This window comes from Neoasaia chiangmaiensis, from assembly GCF_002005465.1.
Taxonomy (GTDB): Bacteria; Pseudomonadota; Alphaproteobacteria; order Acetobacterales; family Acetobacteraceae; genus Neoasaia; species Neoasaia chiangmaiensis.
Genome location: NZ_CP014691.1, coordinates 973985 through 994809 on the forward strand (window position 1 = coordinate 973985; position 20825 = coordinate 994809).

At 64.3% G+C, this 20825-nt stretch carries 19 protein-coding genes; 5 read left to right on the plus strand and 14 right to left on the minus strand.

Annotation, left to right across the window (positions count from 1 at the left end; translation table 11 throughout):
- Nucleotides 1-18: 18 nt before the first annotated feature.
- Nucleotides 19-1410 (minus strand): sugar porter family MFS transporter, encoded by a 1392-nt coding sequence (locus A0U93_RS04645; RefSeq protein WP_077806309.1) that lies wholly within the window; start codon nt 1408-1410, stop codon nt 19-21.
- 93 nt (nt 1411-1503) lie between these two features.
- Entirely contained in the window at nt 1504-2844 is a 1341-nt protein-coding gene (purB, locus tag A0U93_RS04650) for an adenylosuccinate lyase (RefSeq protein ID WP_077806310.1), read from the minus strand.
- 159 nt (nt 2845-3003) lie between these two features.
- Between purB and A0U93_RS04655 the strand changes: the two genes are divergently transcribed.
- Genes A0U93_RS04655 through A0U93_RS04665 form a run of 3 tightly spaced genes read left to right on the plus strand, consistent with a single transcriptional unit; the run spans nt 3004 to nt 6023 of the window.
- Nucleotides 3004-3600: a YjbE family putative metal transport protein gene (locus A0U93_RS04655; RefSeq protein WP_077806311.1), complete on the plus strand. Its 597-nt coding sequence runs from the start codon at nt 3004-3006 to the stop codon at nt 3598-3600.
- Nucleotides 3587-5548, plus strand: coding sequence for a lytic transglycosylase domain-containing protein (locus tag A0U93_RS04660; protein ID WP_245825103.1), 1962 nt, complete (start codon nt 3587-3589; stop codon nt 5546-5548). The genes A0U93_RS04655 and A0U93_RS04660 overlap by 14 nt, the downstream gene beginning before the upstream one ends.
- Nucleotides 5538-6023 carry a CinA family protein gene (locus A0U93_RS04665; protein ID WP_077806312.1) on the plus strand — a complete coding sequence of 162 codons (486 nt, stop codon included), beginning with the start codon at nt 5538-5540 and terminating at the stop codon, nt 6021-6023. The genes A0U93_RS04660 and A0U93_RS04665 overlap by 11 nt, the downstream gene beginning before the upstream one ends.
- A 113-nt stretch (nt 6024-6136) precedes the next feature.
- Here A0U93_RS04665 and A0U93_RS04670 read toward each other — a convergent pair whose 3' ends face one another.
- The 12 genes from A0U93_RS04670 to A0U93_RS04725 form a co-directional block, all read right to left on the minus strand.
- Complete coding sequence (locus A0U93_RS04670; protein WP_077806313.1) at nt 6137-6493, minus strand: hypothetical protein; 357 nt, start codon at nt 6491-6493, stop codon at nt 6137-6139.
- Nucleotides 6494-6626: 133 nt separating this feature from the next.
- Complete coding sequence (locus A0U93_RS04675; protein ID WP_077806314.1) at nt 6627-7100, minus strand: type II toxin-antitoxin system RatA family toxin; 474 nt, start codon at nt 7098-7100, stop codon at nt 6627-6629.
- Complete coding sequence (lipA, locus tag A0U93_RS04680; protein ID WP_077806315.1) at nt 7100-8077, minus strand: lipoyl synthase; 978 nt, start codon at nt 8075-8077, stop codon at nt 7100-7102. The genes A0U93_RS04675 and lipA overlap by 1 nt, the downstream gene beginning before the upstream one ends.
- A gap of 4 nt (nt 8078-8081) precedes the next feature.
- Nucleotides 8082-9485, minus strand: a complete 1404-nt coding sequence (lpdA, locus tag A0U93_RS04685; RefSeq protein ID WP_077806316.1) for a dihydrolipoyl dehydrogenase — start codon at nt 9483-9485, stop codon at nt 8082-8084.
- A 4-nt stretch (nt 9486-9489) separates the two neighbouring features.
- Nucleotides 9490-10740 carry a pyruvate dehydrogenase complex dihydrolipoamide acetyltransferase gene (locus tag A0U93_RS04690; RefSeq protein ID WP_077806317.1) on the minus strand — a complete coding sequence of 417 codons (1251 nt, stop codon included), beginning with the start codon at nt 10738-10740 and terminating at the stop codon, nt 9490-9492.
- 10 nt (nt 10741-10750) lie between these two features.
- Nucleotides 10751-12112, minus strand: coding sequence for a pyruvate dehydrogenase complex E1 component subunit beta (locus tag A0U93_RS04695; protein WP_077806318.1), 1362 nt, complete (start codon nt 12110-12112; stop codon nt 10751-10753).
- A 5-nt stretch (nt 12113-12117) separates the two neighbouring features.
- Entirely contained in the window at nt 12118-13137 is a 1020-nt protein-coding gene (pdhA, locus tag A0U93_RS04700) for a pyruvate dehydrogenase (acetyl-transferring) E1 component subunit alpha (protein WP_077806319.1), read from the minus strand.
- Nucleotides 13138-13267: 130 nt separating this feature from the next.
- Nucleotides 13268-14182, minus strand: a complete 915-nt coding sequence (gene trpC / locus A0U93_RS04705) for an indole-3-glycerol phosphate synthase TrpC (protein WP_077806320.1) — start codon at nt 14180-14182, stop codon at nt 13268-13270.
- Nucleotides 14179-15294 (minus strand): anthranilate phosphoribosyltransferase, encoded by a 1116-nt coding sequence (gene trpD / locus A0U93_RS04710; RefSeq protein ID WP_077806321.1) that lies wholly within the window; start codon nt 15292-15294, stop codon nt 14179-14181. The genes trpC and trpD overlap by 4 nt, the downstream gene beginning before the upstream one ends.
- A 4-nt stretch (nt 15295-15298) precedes the next feature.
- Nucleotides 15299-15892 carry an anthranilate synthase component II gene (locus A0U93_RS04715; RefSeq protein ID WP_077806322.1) on the minus strand — a complete coding sequence of 198 codons (594 nt, stop codon included), beginning with the start codon at nt 15890-15892 and terminating at the stop codon, nt 15299-15301.
- A gap of 41 nt (nt 15893-15933) precedes the next feature.
- Nucleotides 15934-17412 carry an anthranilate synthase component I gene (gene trpE, locus A0U93_RS04720; protein ID WP_077806323.1) on the minus strand — a complete coding sequence of 493 codons (1479 nt, stop codon included), beginning with the start codon at nt 17410-17412 and terminating at the stop codon, nt 15934-15936.
- Entirely contained in the window at nt 17409-19334 is a 1926-nt protein-coding gene (locus tag A0U93_RS04725; protein ID WP_077806324.1) for a peptidylprolyl isomerase, read from the minus strand. The genes trpE and A0U93_RS04725 overlap by 4 nt, the downstream gene beginning before the upstream one ends.
- A 260-nt stretch (nt 19335-19594) precedes the next feature.
- Between A0U93_RS04725 and tpiA the strand changes: the two genes are divergently transcribed.
- Both tpiA and secG read left to right on the plus strand, forming a co-directional pair.
- Complete coding sequence (tpiA, locus tag A0U93_RS04730) at nt 19595-20401, plus strand: triose-phosphate isomerase (RefSeq protein WP_077806325.1); 807 nt, start codon at nt 19595-19597, stop codon at nt 20399-20401.
- A gap of 28 nt (nt 20402-20429) precedes the next feature.
- Nucleotides 20430-20756 carry a preprotein translocase subunit SecG gene (gene secG / locus A0U93_RS04735; protein WP_077806326.1) on the plus strand — a complete coding sequence of 109 codons (327 nt, stop codon included), beginning with the start codon at nt 20430-20432 and terminating at the stop codon, nt 20754-20756.
- Nucleotides 20757-20825 lie beyond the last annotated feature (69 nt).

The window sequence follows — 20825 nt, forward strand, 5'->3', positions numbered from 1 at the left end:
AACGACGCGCCCGCGATATTATTCCGCGGCGACCTCGGCCGATTTGCGCGCCGCCGGGGCGAAAGTGCCGTCCCGCAGGCTTGCTTCCAGTGCTTCGAGCGAACGCCCTCGCGTTTCCGGCACATAACGGAACACGAACAGCAGCGCGAGGGCATTGATGACCGCGAACAGGAAGAACGTTCCACCCGCGCCCAGCGCCTGAACCAGACTCAGCGTCGTCAGGGAGATGATAAGGTCCGCCCCCCAATGCGATGCCGCCACCAGGCTCATGCCACTGCCGCGCATCGACAGGGGATAGACTTCGGCACCCACCAGCCAGATCGCCACCGAAAGGCTGCCGGTGTTGAACATCGTATAACCGACGATCGCCGCCACCATGACCCATGCGCCCGGCCCCTGCTTGGCACCGATCAGGAACATCGCCCCCAGTACGATCAGCGAGATGACCGCGCCCGGCAGCAGGCGCAGCATCAGCTTCCGCCGCCCCCAGACGTCGACCGCCCAACCGCCGAAAACGGTAGCGATCGTCATGGCGATACCAATCGCGACCGACGTCAGCAGCGCGGAGGATTCGCCGAAACCCGCGCCGGCGAAAATCGTCGGCGCGTAATACAGAACCGCATTGATGCCCGTCAGCTGGCAAAGCAGTGCGATACCGACCGACGCGACAACCGCCGGGCGCACCCAGGGCTTGAGCAGATCGCGCAAGGGCGCCTGCTCGTCATGCGCATCGATGATATCCTGCAACTCCGCATCGGCTTTCTCGTCGGTCGCGCGTACGCGACGCAGGACATCGCGCGCGCCCTCGATCTGCCCCGTCATCGCCATCCAGCGCGGGCTGTTCGGCAGGAAGATCATCCCGATCAGCAGGATCGTCGCCGGAATCATGCCGAGGCCGAACATCAGGCGCCACGTGCTATGCCGCAGCAGATAACCCGTGAAAAACGAGACGGTGATGCCCAGCACGACCGCAAGCTGGAACGCCACGACCAGTGTTCCACGCCGCTCCGGCGGCGAAATCTCGGCAATATAGATCGGCACGATCTGAGACGCCGCGCCGATCGCCAGCCCCAGTACCAGGCGTGCGGCGATCAACATCCAGATGGCATGCGCGAAGGTGACGACAACCGTGCCGATCAGGAACAGCACCGCCGCGACCATGACAGTGCGCCGGCGGCCCATCCGGTCCGACAACGGGGCCGCGGTGATGCAGCCGATCAGCGCGCCGGCGATAATCGCACCGGTGACGATCTGCGCGCTGAACGTCGTCAGATGAAATTCTTTCGTCAGCTGAAGCAGTGCTGCCGAGATGATTCCCGTGTCATAGCCGAACAGCAGGCCACCCGTCGCGGCGATAATGGCGATAAAGTTCGTTAGCGCGCGACCACGCTCGCGTTCAGTTCCGGGCATGAAGGGGCCTCCTCAGACATCAGTGGCCCCTCCTTAACATTAATGCCCCGTCATGCTTCGATCACGACCGCGTAGGGTCGGAACGAATTCGCGTTACGACGCCGTGCCGAAAACCTTGTCATAGACCCGATCGACCGCCGCCAGATGCCGCGCGCTGTCCATCGCATCGTCCAGAACCGCCGCATCGATCCGGCCGACGACTTCCGGATCGCGACCGAGATTCTCACGGAAGCTGAGACCATCGGCCTCCCCGAGCTTCGTCCAGGTCGCCATCGCATTGCGCTGCACGATCCGATACGCGTCCTCGCGCGAGATTCCGGCACGGGCCAGTGCCAGCAGCACCTCGCCCGAATGCACGACGCCGCCGAGCGATTCAACGTTGGCCATCATCCGCTCCGGATACACGACGAGCTTCTCCATCATCCCGGCCAGCCGCATCAGCGCGAAGTCCAGCCCGACCGTCGCGTCCGGACCAATGTTCCGCTCGACGGAAGAATGGCTGATGTCGCGCTCATGCCAGAGCGCCACGTTTTCCAGTGCGGGAATGACATGCGAGCGGATCAGCCGCGCCAGACCCGTCAGGTTTTCCGAGAGCACCGGATTGCGCTTGTGCGGCATCGCGGAACTGCCCTTCTGGCCCGGATGGAAGAACTCCTCCGCCTCACGCACTTCCGAACGCTGCAAGTGCCGCACTTCCGTCGCGAGACGCTCGATCCCGCTGGCGATCACACCCAGCGTGCAGAAGAAAGCCGCATGCCGATCGCGCGGGATCACCTGCGTGGAGACATCCTCCGCCGCCAGCCCCAGCTTGTCCGCAACATATTCCTCAACCCGGGGATCGACATGCGCATAGGTACCGACCGCGCCGGAGATCGCACAGACGGCAATCTCCTTCCGCGCGGCCAGCAGCCGCTCGCGATTGCGCGCGAACTCGGCGTAATGACCGGCCATCTTGAGCCCGAAGCTCGTCGGCTCGGCATGGATGCCATGGCTGCGGCCGATCGTGACCGTCATCTTGTGCTTGAGCGCCTGCGTCTTCAACGATTCCAGAACGGCGTCGAGATCTTCCAGCAGTAGGTCGGTCGCCTGCGTCAATTGCACGGATAGGCAGGTATCCAGCACATCCGAAGACGTCATGCCCAGATGCACGAAACGGCTGTCCGGCCCCACTTTCTCCGCCAGCCAGGTCAGGAACGCGATGACGTCATGGCGCGTCTCGGCCTCGATCTCGTCGATACGCGCCAGATCGGCATCGGAGAACGCGGCCAGCGCGGCATCGCCGCGCGCACGGATGGTCTCGGCCGCTTCCTTCGGCACAGCCCCGTATTCCGCCATCGCCTCGCACGCCAGCGCCTCGATCTCGAACCAGATGCGATAGCGGTTGGCGGGGGACCAGATCGCGGTCATGACGGGACGGCTATAGCGCGGGACCATTCGGGCGGCTCCTTGAAAGGCTTCGAAGACGATTTCCGCACGCCTCATAGAACATTCACTGCGGTGCGAACACAGCGCATTGCATGCTAGAAGCCGGTTTGCAGCCGAAACGCAGCTTCTTTAGCGTCCCATTTCCCGAATCGTATCAAGGAACCCGACTTGCCCATCGACCTCTCCTGGCATGCTCTCTCGGCTCTGGTGCAAGTCATCGTCATCGACATCACGCTGGCTGGTGACAATGCGATCGTCATCGGCATGGCCGTGCGCGGGCTGCCGGCCCGTCAGCAACGCATCGCCATTCTCGTCGGCACGATCATGGCCGCGGTCATTCGGATCGGGCTTGCCATGCTGGCCTCCAGACTGCTGTCCGTCATCGGCCTGACACTGGTCGGCGGCCTGCTTCTGACCTGGGTCTGCTGGAAGATGTTCGAGGAACTCCGTCGTCATCATCAACCGGGCGGCGGCGAAGCCACCACAACCCTGTGGAAGTCGATCTTCCGGCTGACGCTGGCCGATCTGTCGATGAGCCTGGACAACGTCCTCGCGGTCGCAGGCGCGTCGATCGGCCATCCTTATGTGCTGATGGCAGGACTGGCGATTTCCGTCCTGATGATGGGTGTCGCCGCCACGTTCATTGCGCGCCTCCTCGAACGTTACCGCTGGATCGCCTGGCTCGGGCTTGCCGTCGTCGCCTTCGTCGCCGTACGGCTGATTTACCATGGCGGACTGGAGGTCTGGCATCATGCCCGCGCATAAACCGAGTTTCCGATTTATCCTGACCTCCACGATGCTGGCTGCGTTGCTGCTGACGGACTGCACCAGCCGCGCCGACCCCCCGCCCGCTTCCACAAGCCAGGGCAGCCAGCCGTCTCTCCAGCTCGCGCCCGCGCAGACGCCCGCCGTAGACGATGCCATCCGCGCGCGCGTGGAGACATGGCTGACCCTTGTCGCCCCCGGCGCCACCGCCTCGGCCCAGGATTATGCGGATTTTCTCTCCCAGGGCCCGCACTGGCCCGAGCGCGGCCTGATGCTGGCACGCTATCAGAAGCAACTCGCCACGATCGGCGACACCAACGACCTTGCCCGACTCTGCCCGCTCCTGCCGCTGACATCACCGCTCGCCTTCCAGCACTGCGCGCCTTATCTTTCGAACACCGATGCACGCGCCCGCGCATTATGGATCGGCGGGATCGACCGGCCGGAGGACGAAAACCCGTTCCTCGCAGCGTTCGGCCATGCGATCACGCCCATCGACCAATGGCGTCGTTTCGAGCGACAGGAACAGGGGCGCCAATACACAGCGGCCAGACGCCAGATCGCACGCCTCGCGGTCGATCGCCAGCCGCTGGCGCGCGCGCGGCTGGCCTATCGCCTGACAGCGGCGGACGCTGACCAGACGCTCGGCAGCCTCTCCGCCGCCGACCGCGCCGATCCCGACCTCATCCAGGCCGAACTCCATGCCCTGCGCCGCGCCGATCGGCTGGGCGACGCGCTGGCCCTCTGGAAAGCCGCCGGAACTGCCGCCCAACAGGCATCGCCTTCCACGACCTGGTCCAACGAACGCGCGGCGCTGGCCCGCAACCTGCTCCTCGCCGGGTCGCCGCAGGATGCCCTGTTTCTCGCGGACGACCGCACACGACCACCCGGCTCGCGCGAGCGGCTGGAGGCGCAGTTCCTGACCGGCTGGATCAAGCTGCGCTATCTGCACGATCCCGCCGGCGCCGTGCCGGACTTCACCTACCTGCTACAGGATCGCAGCCTGATCACGCGCAGTCGCGGTGCCTATTGGCTCGGCCGCGCGCATGATGCCCTCGGCCACGCCGATACCGCCCGCAAGGCTTACGTACTCGCGGGGACGATGCCGACCACCTTCTATGGGCAACTCGCCCTTGCCGCCCTGCACGACCATCATGCGACATTGCTGCCCGGCGACCCTGCCATTCCCGATCTGGGGACCAATCTCGCGGCACTCCGGGAGCCCGATCCCGGTGCGCTGCCGCGTCCTGACCTCGTGCAGGCGGCAGAATGGCTCGCCGGGATCGGTGACATCGACCACGCCCGCATCTTCCTGATGATGCTCCATGCCGAAATCAGCGACCCCGCCGGTCAGGCCACGCTGGCAACGCTATCCGCCCGACTGGGCATTCTCGAACCCGCCGTTTTCGCCGCGCGCGCTGCCGGACGACAGGGCGTCCCCCTGTTTCCCCAAGGCTGGCCGCGCCTGCCTGCGCTGGATGAAAAACAACCGGATGACACATTGCCACCCGGCCTCGCGCTTGGCGTCGCGCGCCAGGAAAGCAGCTTCGACCCGCATGCCGTCAGCCCGGCACAGGCGATCGGCCTGATGCAGTTCCAGGCCGGCACCGCCCGCGACGTGGCCCGCCGCGCGGGACTGACCGGCCTGGACACCAGCGCTCAGGGCCTGCGCGACCCGCAGACCAACATGACACTGGGCCGTGCCTATCTCAGCCAGTTGCTCTCCCGTTACGGCAATATCGTCCCCGAGGCACTGGCGGCCTACAACGCCGGCCCGCACCGCGCGGATCTCTGGCTGCAGGCCGATCCGCTACCGGCGACGCTCACGCAGGACGACCTGATCGACTGGATCGAAAAGCTGCCTTACGAGGAAACGCGCTCCTATATCCAGAGGATCGAGGAAAGCATGGCAATCTATCGCTGGCAGGAGGAAAAACATGCTGGATGAGCAAACCCTGGCGCTGGCCGCCAAGACCGTCGCGACCCTGCGCGCGAAGGGCGTGCGGGTCGTCACCGCCGAAAGTTGCACAGGCGGCCTCATCGCTGCCGCGCTGACACATATGGCCGGTTCGTCCGATGTCGTTGCCGGCGGGTTCGTCACCTACTCCAACGCCCTGAAAGAATCGGCGCTCGGCGTGGCGGCTCATACATTGGCAACCGAAGGCGCCGTCAGCGAAGCGACCGCCATTGAAATGGCGATGGGCGCCCTGACTGCCGCCAGCGACGCCAAGATCGCCGTCGCCGTCACGGGCATCGCCGGTCCCGACGGCGGGACAGATAACAAGCCGGTCGGTACGGTCTGTCTCGCCATCCAATCGGGCGATGCCGCCCCGACTGTTGAAACCCAACATTTCCCCGGCGACCGTGCCGCCATTCGCACCGCGACTGTCCGCCGCGCGCTGGAATTACTGAGCGCATCATAAAAAAACGGCCCTCCACGCAGGAAGGCCGCTTTCTTGCCTACGCCCCGGCAACATCTGCCCGGACGGGTCCTTGTCGTATCAGAAACAGGCCGAAGCCTGCCTCCGTGACGAATTTACTGCCCCTGCGGCGGCTGCGGCGCATTCGCCGGCATCGTCGAGGACGGCATCGCGCCGGGAGCCGGAGCATTCGGGGCCATGGCGTTCGGCGCCATGGGAGCCGCTGTCGGGGCCGTGGGCGAAGCCATCGGAGCCGCCATCGGCGCCGTTCCGGAAGAGACCGGCGTCTGCGCCTGCTGCAGGCTACGCGCATTCAGGTCAGCGGTCGAAGCAGAGCCTTCGTCGGACTTCTGATGCATGCTGGCAGCGTTCTTGCCATGCTTTGCATGATGATGATGCGTTGCCGCCATCGCCGGCGCCGTCAACGAAACCAGGCCTGCAACTGCTGCGGCGCCGATCGAGAATTTCTTCATCTCGTTTCCTTTTCACTCAGTCACCGATGCGAGGCCATGCGACCGCATCAATGACATATCCTTAAGAGACGAGACCGAAACGTGTTGACCCGAACACGGTTTCGCCACCCCTGAAAATTTTCAGATCGAAAGGTTACGAAGGCCGCACTGCCTTGGGACGCGTCGGCGCGGTCGGCGAAGGCCCGTAGCTGTCGCGCGCACGCTTGATGAAAGCCGAGACCATCAGCCGTACACCCTCGTTGAACACGACCCCGATGGCATTCTGCAACAGACGCGAACGGAATTCGAAGTCGACGAAGAAATCGACAAGGCAGCCGCGCGGATCGGGCGTGAAAGTCCAGACGTTGTTCAGATAACGAAAAGGCCCCTTTTCGTAACGGACACGGATACGCGACGGACGCTCAAGCGAGACACGACTGGTGAACGTCTCGCGGAAAGGACCGAAACCCACCGTCAGGTCCGCGACAAGCTCCTGCTCGGTCTGCGATTTGACAACAGCACGCACGCACCAGGGAAGAAATTGCGGATATTTGCCAACGTCCGCAACCAGATCGAAAAGCTGCTCGGGCGTGTAGGCAATCAATCGCTGCTCGGCATGCGTGGGCATCAGACAGTCTCCGCCGTAAGAAGGCCAAGCCGACGCTCCCGCGCTGCACGCAGCGCCGCAAAGTCGGAATCGGCATGATAGGACGAGCGCGTCAGCGGTGTCGCACTCACCTGAAGAAACCCCTTGGCTCGCGCGACTGCCGCATAGTCGGCGAACTCGTCGGGCGTGACGAAGCGCGCAATTGCCGCGTGCTTCGGCGTCGGCTGCAGATATTGCCCCAACGTCAGAAAGTCCACGTCGGCAATGCGGAAATCGTCCATGACCTGCGCGACCTCCATTTTTTCCTCGCCGAGACCTAGCATCAAGCCGGATTTCGTAAAAATGGCGGGATCCAGACGTTTGACGTCATCCAGCAACCGGACCGACTGATAGTACCGGGCACCCGGGCGGATGGACGGATAAAGCCGCGGCACAGTCTCGATATTGTGATTGAAAACATCCGGCCGCGCCGCCACCACAATCTCCAGCGCACCCGGCTTGCGCAGGAAATCGGGGGTCAGGATCTCGATCGTCGTCGCGGGAGAAGCCACCCGGACCGCCGCGATCGTCGCGGCAAAATGCGCCGCTCCACCATCCGCCAGATCGTCCCGATCCACGGATGTGATGACAACATGCCGCAACCCCAGCTTCGCCACCGCATCCGCCACCCGCGCGGGCTCGTCCGCATCCAGCGCATTCGGCATGCCGGTCGTCACATTGCAGAAAGCGCAGGCCCGCGTACAGATCTCACCCATGATCATCATGGTGGCATGACGCTGCGACCAGCATTCCCCGATATTCGGACAGGCCGCTTCCTCACAAACCGTCACCAGCTTGTGGTCGCGCATCAATGCGCGCGTTTCCTGATAAACAGGACTGTTCGGGGCACGCACCCGAATCCAGTCCGGCTTGCGCTGGATGGGATTATCAGGCCGACCGGCCTTCTCCGGGTGCCGGAGCGCCGGCTTCGTGCGATGATCGATGGAAATCCGCTGCATGACGTCAGATATGGAGCGCCTCACCCCAGGCTGCCAGCACGGATTCGTGCATCGTCTCCGAAATCGTCGGATGCGGGAAAACCGTCTCCTTCAATTCCGCTTCCGTCAGCTCGGCGGTGCGCGCGATCACGTAGCCCTGAATCATCTCCGTCACCTCGGCGCCAATCATATGCGCGCCCAGCAACTCACCCGTTTCGTCGTCGAAGATCGTCTTGGTCATGCCGTCCGGCTCGCCCATGGCCAGCGCCTTGCCATTGCCGACGAACGGGAAACGCCCGATCCGCAGCTTGCGGCCCGTCGCCACGGCCTTTTCCTCCGTCAGCCCAACAGAGGCGACCTGCGGCCGACTATAGGTGCAGCCCGGAATATTGAGCGGATGCAGCGGATGCGGATCGCGCCCGGCAATCTTCTCGACGCAGATGATGCCCTCGTGGCTCGCCTTGTGCGCCAGCCATGGCGCACCTGCGACATCGCCGATGGCATACAGCCCCGGTTCGCCGGTCCGGGCGAATTCGTCCACCACGATATGCGTCCGGTCTACCTGAACCTTTGTGCCCTCAAGTCCGATATCCTCGACATTGCCGACGATCCCGACCGCGAGAATCACCTTGTCGACGGTCAGCTCCGTCCTGCCCTCGGGCGTCTCGATGATCGTCGAAACCGTACCGTCCTTCTTGTCCAGCGGCCCGACCTTCGCGCCGGTCAGGATCTTGATGCCCTGTTTCTCGAAAGCCTTGCGCGCCATGGCACTGATTTCAGCATCCTCGGCGATCATGATCCGGTCGGCGACCTCGGCAATCGTCACCTCCGCACCCATGTTGCGGTAGAAGGACGCAAACTCCACGCCGATCGCACCGGAGCCCACGACCAGCAGGCGCTTCGGCATTTCCTTCGGCACCATCGCCTCGCGGTAGGTCCAGACCAGCTCACCATCCGGCTCCAGCCCGGGGAAATAACGCGCCCGCGCGCCGGTCGCGAGAATGACATGCTTCGCGCCGACGGTCGCCACCGCCTTGCCGTCCTTCGTCACGTCGAGCGTGTGCACGTCACCCTGCCTGCCCGCCAGCCGGGCACGACCGTCGAAGACCTTGACCTTCGCCCGCTTCAGCAAATGCGCAACGCCACGCGACAGCTGCCGCGACACCGCACGCGAGCGCCCGACGACCTTCTCCAGATCGAAACGGACATTGTCCGCGGCGAAACCGAAGGTGCCAAGATCGTGCAACATGTGATTGATTTCGGAAGCGCGCAGCAACGCCTTGGTCGGAATGCAACCCCAGTTCAGACAGATGCCGCCCAGATGCGTGCTCTCCACGACCGCGACATTCATCTTCAGCTGCGCCGCGCGCAAGGCCGCCACATAACCGCCCGGGCCGCCCCCGACGATGATCAGATCGAATTGTTCCATGGGTTCAGACCACCAGGCGGTAAGGATTTTGAACGATATCGCGGAAGGCATTGAGCCATTCCGCCCCGAGCGCACCATCGACCGCGCGATGATCGACCGAAAGCGTTGCCGTCATCACCGTTGCAATGGCCAGCTCGTTGCCGCGGACCACGGCACGCTTTTCACCCGCCGCAATCGCCAGGATACCCGCCTGTGGCGGATTGATGATCGCCGCGAATTCCTTAACGCCGAACATGCCCATGTTCGAGATCGAGAAACTGCCGCCCTGGAACTCCTCGGGCTTCAGCTTGCCGGCCCGGGCGCGCTTGATCAGATCCTTGGCCGTCGCGCTGATCTCGCGCAGGGACTTCCTGTCCGCCTGCCGCACGATCGGCGTGATTAGCCCGTCCGGAATGGAGACCGCCATCGAGATGTCGATATCGCGATAATGCAGCGTTTCGCTCTCGGTGAAACTGACGTTGACTCCCGGCACCTGACGCAAGGCCAGCGCGGCCGCCTTAATCAGCATGTCGTTGACCGACAGCTTGAACTGCCCCTCACCCTCGGCAGGCGAGGCCGCATTCAACTGGGCTCGCAACGCCAGAAGCGCATCCAGTTCCACGTCCATCGAGACATAGAAATGCGGCACGTTCTGCTTGGATTCGCTCAGCCGCCGCGCGATCACCTTGCGCATGGAAGAGTTCGGCACGCGCGTCACATCGTCCGCAACATCCGCGACCGGGGCCGCCGTCGGTGCCGCCGGCTTGGGCGCCGGGGTCGGAGTCGGCGCGGCCATCGCCTTTTCGACATCGCGGCGCACAACGCGCCCACGCGGTCCCGTGCCCTTCACATTCTCAAGCGCGACGCCCGCTTGCCGGGCAATACGCCGGGCCAATGGCGACGCGACAATACGCTTGCCCGTCTGCACGACCGGCGTGTCCTTCTGCGTCGCCTGTGGCGCGGAAGGGGCAGCAATCTCTGCCGTCGCGGCCGGCGCTTTTGCCTGACCGACCGGCGCATCCGGCACGGCCTCGCCTTCTTCCACCAGAATGGCAATCGGCGCGTTCACCGCGACGCCCTCAGTACCCTCCGGCACCACGATGCGGCCCAGAATGCCCTCATCGACCGCCTCGACTTCCATCGTCGCCTTGTCGGTCTCGATTTCGGCAATCAGATCGCCCGCGGCGATCCTGTCGCCCTCGCGCTTGAGCCAGCGCGCCAGCGTGCCTTCGGTCATGGTCGGCGACAATGCCGGCATGAGAATATCGGTAGCCATTTAGCGGACCTCAGAACAGCTTGCGGACCGCGTCCACCACCCAGTCGGGCTTCGGCAGGGCCAGTTTTTCCAGATTGGCGGCGTAAGGCAGCGGGATATCCAACCCGCAGACACGCGCAGGCGGTGCGTCCAGATCGTCGAAAGCCTGTTCGCAGGCGATGGCGCAGATTTCCGCACCGATGCCCGCCACCGGCCAGCCTTCCTCGACCGAGACGATCCGGCTCGTCTTCTTCGCGCTCGCCACGATGGTCTCGGTGTCGAGCGGACGCAGCGAACGAAGGTTGATGACCTCCGCCTCGATCCCCTCTTCCGCCAGCCTGGCGGCGGCCTCAAGCGCAACGCCCACCATGATGGAGAATGCCACCAGCGTGACGTCCCTGCCCTCGCGCTCGATCTTCGCCTTCCCGATCGGCAGGATGAACTCCTCATCCACCGGGCATGGAAATTTCTGCCCGTAGAGAATCTCGTTCTCCAGAACGATCACCGGGTTCGGGTCGCGGATCGCCGCCCGAAGCAGCCCCTTGGCATCCGCCGAGGACCACGGCGCGACGACTTTCAGCCCCGGGACATGCGCATACCAGCTCGCATAGCACTGCGAATGCTGCGCGCCGACACGCGCCGCCGCCCCGTTCGGGCCGCGAAACACGATCGGGCAGCCCATCTGGCCACCCGACATGTAAAGCGTCTTGGCGGCGGAATTGATGATGTGATCGATAGCCTGCATCGCGAAGTTCATCGTCATGAACTCGACGATCGGCTTCAGCCCCGTCAACGCCGCGCCAACCGCCATGCCCGTGAAACCATGCTCGGTGATCGGCGTGTCGATCACGCGCTTGTCGCCGAACTCCTCCAGCAGACCCTGGCTGATCTTGTAGGCGCCCTGATACTGCGCCACTTCCTCGCCAATCAGGAAGACATCCTGATCCCGGCGCAACTCGGCCGCCATCGCATCGCGCAGCGCCTCACGCACCGTGATCGGCGCCGTCTCACCCCAGTCGCGCTCCGCCTCCGCAACCGGCAATGCCGTGGCGGTCTGCACGGCCGGCGCTTCCGGCGTCTGCACGGCCGTCGTCACCGCAGGTGTCTCACGCGGGGCGCTGGCGACGGCGTCCGCCGCACTGTCATCCTCGCCTTCCTCAAGAAGGATCGCGATCGGCGTGTTGACGGCAACGTTCTCCGTGCCTTCTTCGACCAGAAGGCGCGCCAGAACGCCGGCGTCCACCGCCTCGACTTCCATCGTCGCCTTGTCAGTCTCGATTTCGGCGATGACATCCCCGGACTGAACCTTGTCACCCGCCTTGCGCGTCCAGCGCGCCAGCGTGCCTTCCGTCATGGTCGGGGAAAGTGCCGGCATCAGGATTGGTGCAGCCATCGACCTCAGCCCTCCACCAGCACGTCGGTCCACAGTTCGGACGCATCCGGCTCCGGACTGGTCTGCGCGAATTCAGCGGCGTCGTTCACGATATTCTTGACGTCCTTTTCGATCTCTTTGAAAGCCTCGTCCGTCACGCCTTCGCAGGCCAGCAGCCCTCGTAACGTCTCGATCGGATCGCGCGTGCGGCGCATTTCCTCAACCTCCGAACGGTCGCGATATTTCGCGGGGTCGGACATCGAGTGACCGCGATAGCGGTAGGTTTCCATTTCCAGAAGATACGGCCCGTTGCCGACCCGGCAATGCGCCACGGCCTCCTGCGCCGCTTCATGGACGGCAAACAGATCCATGCCATCGACCTTTCGTCCGGGAATGCCCCATGGCGCGCCCAGCTTCGACAGATCCTTCGCCGCCGAGGCGCGGTCGATGCTCGTGCCCATGCCGTAGCGGTTGTTCTCGATCACGTAGATACACGGCAATTTGTGCAGCGCCGCCAGATTGAAGCTCTCGTAAACCTGCCCCTGCTGCGATGCGCCCTCGCCGAAATAGGCCACGCCGACTTCATCCGTACCACGGTATTTGTTGGCGAAGGCCAGTCCGGTCCCCAGCGCCACCTGCGCCCCGACGATGCCGTGGCCGCCATAGAAATTCTTCTCGCGGGAGAACATGTGCATCGAGCCGCCCTTGCCGTGCGAATAGCCGCCCGAGCGCCCCGTCAGTTCCGCCATAACGCCGCGCGGCGTCATGCCCATCGTCAGCATGTGCGCATGATCGCGGTAGGACGTGATGATCTTGTCGCCGGGCTTCATCGCCAGTCCCATGCCGACAATCACGGCTTCCTGCCCGATATACAGATGGCAGAACCCACCGATCAGCCCCATCCCGTAAAGCTGCCCCGCCTTTTCCTCGAACCGGCGCAACAGCAGCATGTCGCGGAATGCCTTCTGGGTCACGCTCAATGGCAGCGTCGGACCGTTATGATCGGATGGCGGCGCAGCCGCGTCCTGAGGTTGCGTCCCGGACATGCGTTCACTTTCTCCCGGTCGCGACATGCGCAAGCACATCGCATCAGTCTATCGTATCAAAATTCAGGCTGGTGTTTCGCGCATCGGGCCGATGCTGTCCACTCCCGGAAACGTGTGCGCCGGGAACGTTTTAGAGAAAACCGAGCAGACGCCGCGCCGCCGCGCCGGGGTCGTCCTCCCGCAGAAGGCTCTCGCCCACCAGGACGCCGCTGGCGCCGACGGCGCCTACCCGGTGAATATCGTCCTGGGTCCGGATGCCGCTTTCGGACACGACGATCCGGTCCGGCGGCACGAGCGGCGCCAGATCGATCGTCGTCTGAATGTCGGTTTTCAAGGTACGGAGATTGCGGTTGTTGATGCCGATCAGAAACACATCCAGCGCCAGTGCGCGGTTCAGCTCCGCCTCGTCATGCACTTCGCACAGAACATCCATGTCCAGGCCACGTGCCAGGGCCACCAGTTCGGCAGCTTCTCCATCCGTCAGGGCCGACATGATAATCAGGATCGCATCCGCGCCGATCAGCCGGCTTTCATGAACCTGCCATGGCTCAAGAATGAAATCCTTCCGCAGGATCGGCAACGAGCAGTGCTCGCGCACGGTCTTGATATCCTCGATGCTGCCATGAAAGCATGAGCCTTCCGTCAGCACCGACAGGCAGATCGCCCCTGCCGCCTGATAGGCCAGCGCAATCGACACCGGGTCGTAATTCGCGCGCAGGATGCCAGCCGATGGCGAGGCTTTCTTGATCTCCGCGATCAGCCCTACCTGCCGATCCGCCGTCATCTGCTTCAGGGCATCTCCGAAACCGCGCGTCGGCGTGTCCACCTCGCGCGCACGCGCCGTGATTTCCTTCAGCGGCATGATCTGGGAACGTTGCTCGACATCAACCCGGGTACGCGCACAGATGCGGGCCAGAACATCCGGCATCTCCTGCGGATGCAGAGGCACGCTCACGCGCTTGTCGGTGACGGAACCCGGAACTTGATCGTCGGGAAACGCATCGCTCGCGTCCACGACGGTCGGCTGGGACGGCGTTTCAGTCATAAGCTTCCTGATTGCTGCATCGTAAAAGAAGAAACCGGCACCGAACGATCGATATCCGTCAGTGAACGCGTCGCCCTCTCAAGGGCCGACAGGGCCGCGCCACTATCGATCGCATCCGCGGCCTGCATCACGTTGGCCTGAAGGCGGTCCGGTGCAATAGCATTGTCCACAACAATATTCGCGCGCCCCGCCACATGCAGGGCCACGGCCGCATTCAGCAGGACCGTATCGCGATAGGCCCCTGTCGCGCCGGCCAGCAGGTCACGGAGCATCCGGGCATTATGCGCCGCATCCCCCCCCGCAATGGCCGCGATCGGTCGGGACGCGAGCCCGGCCATATCGGCGGATACCGCCAGATGACGCAGATCGCCACCTTCCCAGGCACTGATCCGTCCCGGCCCCGCGAGCGTCAGTTCGTCGCTTCCACCCATATCCGTGTCACCATGGACGACCCAGACGCACGTGCTGCCAAGACCACCCAATGCACGCGCCACGGGATCCATCCAACGCGCGTCGAAGACACCCACCATCTGGCGTCGCACGCCTGCCGGATTGGCAAGCGGCCCTATGAGATTGAACAGCGTCCGGAAACCAAGCGCCCGTCGCACCTCACCCGCATGCCGCATGGCCGGGTGATGAAGCGGCGCGGCCATGAAGATCAGGCCATCCTCGCGCAGGCGATACGCCTGACGTTCGAAATCCTCATCCGGCACAATGCCTAGCGCCGACAGCACGTCCGTCGCGCCGGCCCGTGACGATAGCGCCCGGTTGCCGTGCTTGGCGACCGGCACGCCCATGCCGGCCAGAACGAATGCGACGGCCGTGGAGATATTCAGCGTTCCGAGCCCGTCGCCACCCGTGCCGCAGACATCGACGGCGTCCGGATCGCCTCCAGCCAGCGGCAGCATGTGAGAACGCACGGCCCTCACCGCCCCGCGCAACTCGGCTTCCGTCTCACCGCGCACACTCATCGCCGTCAGGATGGACGCCAGCGGCACGCCACCGAGCGCGCCGGTCATGATGGCCGAGAACAAGGCCTCCGTACGATCTTCCGACAGGATCCCGCCACCCGCCAGATCGCGCATCAGCACACGAAGGTCGCCTTCCTCCATGGCGTCAGGCCGCCAATGCCGCACGCGGAATCCGTGCAATGTCCAAAAAATTCGCCAGAAGATCGCGGCCCCGAACCGATGCGATGCTTTCCGGATGAAACTGCACACCGTGCACAGGCCAGTCTCGATGCCGCACCCCTTGTATCACGCCGTCCGAACTGCGCGCATTCACGAGGAGCGTTGCCGGAATGGAAGCCGGATCAAGCGTGAGGCTGTGATATCGCGTCGCCTCGAACGGATCGGGCAATCCACGAAAAACGCCGGTCCCGTCATGCGCCATGGCATCGACCTTGCCATGCATCGGCATCGGTGCCCGCACAACCTTCGCCCCGAAGACCTGACCAATCGCCTGATGCCCCAGGCACACGCCCAGAACCGGCACATGCGGCGCGGCGCGTTCAATCAGTTCGCAGCAAATGCCGGCCTCGTTCGGCGAACATGGTCCCGGCGAAATCACGATGGCTGAAGGCTTCAGCGCCATCGCCGCGTCCACGGTCAGCGCATCGTTCCGACGCACATCGCACTGCACGCCCAGCGTGCCGAAGTGATGCACGAGATTGAACGTGAAGCTGTCGTAGTTGTCGATCAGCAGAATCATGGCCACAAGATGGCGCTGGAATCTCGCAAGGTCAAACGCCGTTACACACGACGCTGCGTTTTTGCCTGTTCCACAGCCACTTCGGCAGCCCGAAACAGGGCCCGCGCCTTCTGGCGCGTTTCCGCCTCCTCAGCCGCGGGCACGCTGTCCGCCACGACACCGCAACCCGCCTGCACGAACATCCGGCCATCCCGCAGCACGGCCATCCGCAGCCCGATGCACGTATCCATGTCGCCATTCGCACCGAAATAACCGATGCAGCCGGCATACGGCCCGCGTCGTGTGGGCTCCAGCTCGTCGATGATCTCCATCGCCCGAATCTTCGGTGCGCCGCTGAGCGTCCCCGCCGGGAACGCCGCCGCCAATGCATCCACCGCATCGCATTCCGGCCGCACACGCCCTTCGACGGTGGAGGATATATGCATGACGTGACTGTAGCGCTCGATCACGAAACTGTCCGGCACCCGCACCGATCCCAGTTCGGCCACCCGCCCCACATCGTTGCGCCCCAGATCGATCAGCATCAGATGTTCGGCGCGCTCCTTCGGGTCGGCCAGAAGATCGGCCTCCAGCGCCACATCCTCGGCCGCCGTGGCGCCGCGCGGACGCGTTCCCGCCAGCGGTCGCACCGTCACCTGCCCATCGCGCAGCCGCACCAGGATTTCCGGCGACGACCCGACGAGCGAAAACCCGTCCATCTCGACCAGAAAAAGGAACGGCGCGGGATTGATTCGCCGCAACGACCGATAAAGCGTCAGGGACGACAACGGGAACGGCGTGTCGAACCGCTGGCTCGGCACGATCTGGAATGCGTCACCCGCCGCGATATAGTCCTGTGCCCGGCGCACGACCGCCTCGAATGCAGCGGGCGTCATGGTGGAGGTCGGCGCCGCCAGTTCGAAACCGTCCGGAACATGCGCCACCTCATCGACCGGCGCCGAAGCCAGCGCCGCCCGCGCGCGCGCAATCAGGGCCTCGGCCTGCGCACGATCCATGCCGCCCCGCCGCAGTGGCACGGCCAGCACCAACTCGTCCCGAACCGAGTCGAAAACGGCAAACAGGCTGGGGCGGATCATCACGCCTTCTGGCAGCCCTGCATCATCCCGCGGCGCATTCGGCAGATGTTCCATCTGCCGCACCATGTCATAGCCCAGGTAACCGAAAATGCCGCCGATCATCGGCGGCAGTCCGGTCGGCAATGTCATCTGGCTTTCACGATGCAACTGCCGGAGAGATTCCAGCGGCGGCGTTGCAACGGGCTCGAAATGCGAACTTTCCCTGCCGGGCGCATGGTCGATCGACACTTGCCCATCCCGGCATTGCCAGACCATGTCCGGCAACATCGCGATGACCGAATACCGGCCACGTGCGGCACCACCCTCCACACTCTCGAACAGAAGCCGATAGGGCCGCGCGTCATCCACCGTCGTCACCAGCGTCGACAGGCACATATAGGCGCCGACCGGCGTCAGCAGATCCGCTGCCTCGGTGACATGGACGACGGCGGGCGCATCGGTCATGGCGCGGCGCCCGCGCCAGTCGAATCGATCACGCGTTGCAGGAGCCCCATGTTCGGCACCGGCTTCACGCGCTGCTCCAGTCCACGCACGAACGTCATCGGGATATCGTTCTGCATCGACTGGCGAAGCTGAGGCTCCAGCCGGTCCGTCAGTTCCTTCGTCGTCGCCGCATCCGGCGCACGCACGCCCGTCACGGTCACAACATAATAATCGTCATCCACATTCAGCATCGCGGACTGACCGACAGGGGTGCCGAGCGCCAACTGCGCCAGTTCCTGCGGAATGGCCGCCGGACGAACGCGCGAGAAGGAAACACCGGATTGCAGCATGGCGGCGTCCGGCGTGTTGGCCACCGCCCTGGCCACGCCACCCGATTGCTTCGCCTTGTTGAAAAGTCCCGCTGCCTGAACATCCGCCGCATGACGACGCGCCGCGTCGGTCCAGGCGGACGCAACCTGATCGTGCACCGAATCGAACGGCTTGACGGCGCCCGGCTCCACCTGGTCCACCAGCACCGCGAACGCGCTGCCTTTCGGACCCTGCACGATGCTTGGCTTCGCATTCTGCGGCTGCGAGAAAATCCGCGCCACAATCGCCTGCCGCAATGCCGCATCGCCCGGCAACGGCGCGGGCTCGCCCTCCTTCGTCATGCCCTGCGCATCCAGCGAGCCCTGTGCCGGGACCGCGCCGATATCCGCCGGAACATGCTCGAGATCCGCACTGCCTGCCACGGCATCCTGAAAACGCGCCATCCGGGCGGAAAGCACCTGCGGAGCCTGCGCCTTCGCCACTTCCTCGCGGAGAGCGTCCTTCGCCTGCGCAAAGTCGACATTATGCGGTGCCTTGATGTCGATCACGCGGAAAACGACCCAGCCCGTCTCCGTTTTCAGCGGTCCCTGGATCTCACCCTGCGCCGCGCCGAAGGACGCCTTCGCCAGCTCCGGATTCGGCACGTCGGACTGACGCGTATCCGGCAGGGAGACCGCCGCCGCATCGTGATTGTCCTTCTGCACCGCGTCCCAGCTTGCGCCGCTCTTCCAGTCCTGCACCGCCTGCTGCGCCTTGGCCTGATCCTGGAACGTCAACACCTCGAGGCTGCGCGTCTCGGGCACATGGTAACGCTGGGACTGAAAATCGTAGAGCCGCTTGAGATCGGCATCCGGAATATCGATGGAACGCGCAACGGTCTCGGTCGACAACACCACGACCTTGGCATGGCGATACGCCGCCGTGCGGAATTCCCACGGATGATTGTCATAATAACGATGCAACTGCGCATCCGTCGGGGCCGGCGGCGCCGCCATCGCTCCTGCATTGACGCGTACCACATCCAGCACATGCTGCGCGGCATCGAAATCCAGCAGACGGTGCAGGATGGTCGACGGCACACGGACGGTGTCGCCCATACCATCCAGCAGACCGCGCACGGTGATGTCGTCACGCACCATGTCCAGAACACGCCGTTCCGTCAGTCCCGCCTGCGCCATGCGCTGGTCGAAAACCTTCCGGTCGAACTGCCCGTTCGCGCCATGGAAATACGGCATCCCGAACACCTCGTCGCGTACAAGCGCGTCCGGCACATGCATGCCGTTCCGATCGGCTGCCAGCAGAACTTCCTGCTGCGTCACCAGGCGCTGCAACACCTCGCGCGCCACCTGCGCCCGCTCGGCCTGCGGAATCTGCGACGGATCGCTAACGCCCATCTGCTGCGCCATCTGCGGCAGTTCCGAGCGGATACCGCGCGACAGGTCGTCCGCCGTGATGCGCCGCTTGCCGATACGGGCCACCGTATCCGCGTTCGTTCCACCCAGATTGGTGAAGATATCGCCGACGCCCCAGCCAATGAACGCCAGGAAGATCAGAAAGGCCAGGATGCGCCCAAGCCAGGAATCGACAAACACGTGACGCAGGGCAGAAATCATGCGGGCTCAAATCCGAAATGCGGCAAATTCAACCAGACGCCTCCTTTCCCGAAAGCGCGAATGGCCGCGCACCATAGATAGACCGATGCGACTTGGCCAGAAGCCACGGCACGGACGGTCATATATTGCAGAGTTTCTCACGTCTGCGTGTCACATGCGCCTCAAAGCTTGAACGTTCGGACCTGCGATGGCACGGACAAACCGATCAGGACCGACGCTGCCTCAGGGCGGCTCGGACAGGCAACAGAGGAATTGGCGCGATGCCCCAGCAGCCGGACGACGGCACCGTAGAATCTCCGCCCCGCGATCGGACGATTCGTCGATGCCTGATAGCGGGCAACTGGAAAATGAACGGGCTCTGCGCGCAGTCCCGCTCTCTGGCGGAGGCCCTGGCGGATGGCTCGGAGGATCTGCCGCCGTTCATCGACCTGACCATCTGCCCACCCTTCACGCAGATTGCCGCCGTAGGCGACATCCTGGCCGGCAGCCGCATCCGGCTCGGCGCGCAGGACTGCCACGTCGCGTCCGCCGGCGCATTCACCGGCGACATCTCCGCCGCCATGCTGGCCGATCTGAATGTCCGATATGTCATCGTCGGCCATTCCGAACGGCGCCTGCACCATTTCGAAACGGACGAACTCGTCAACGCCAAGGCGCGCGCCGCCATCGAAGCCGATCTCACCCCGATCGTCTGCATCGGCGAGACGTCGGAAGAGCGCGACGCGGGCATAGCGCATGAACGTCTGAGCGCCCAGATCGCCACCTCCCTGCCCGCGAACTTCCGTGGCGTCGTCGCCTATGAGCCCATCTGGGCGATCGGCACGGGCCGCACGGCATCGATCCAGGAAATCGAGGAAACCACCGCGCATATCCGCGCCGCCGTCGCGGCACATCTGGAAACGGATGACAAATCGGTGCCGATCCTGTATGGCGGGTCCGTCACGGCCCGCGATGCCGCGTCGATCCTGTCCATCAACTCGGTCGGCGGCGTTCTGGTCGGCGGCGCCAGCCTGGCCGCGGATTCGTTCCTCGGCATTGCCCTCGCGGCTCAGGAAGCGCTCTCCTGATACCTCGCCTTCTTGCCGAAAGACCCGCATGACCACCCTGCTGCTCGTCCTCAACCTCTTCGTCACCATCGCCCTGATCGCCTCCGTGCTGATCCAGCGCAGCGAAGGCGGCGGCCTGGGCATCGGTAGCAGCCAGGGCATGGGCTCGTTCATGACCGGGCGCGGCACGGCCACGCTGCTGACCCGCACCACCTCCGTGCTCGCCGGCATCTTCATGATCCTTTGCCTGCTGCTCGCCGTGCTCAATCGCGGCGCGTCCTCCGGCGCCGGCGGCAAGGACATCCTGGCGCAGCCCGCCGCCCAGACGGCACCCGCGCAACAGGCACCGGCGCAGCAGGCACCTGCCCGGCACTAACAGTCGCGCGATCGCCACGGTTGCGCCGAATCCGACGCAACCGGCTGCATCGGTTGTTCCCTCCCGCCG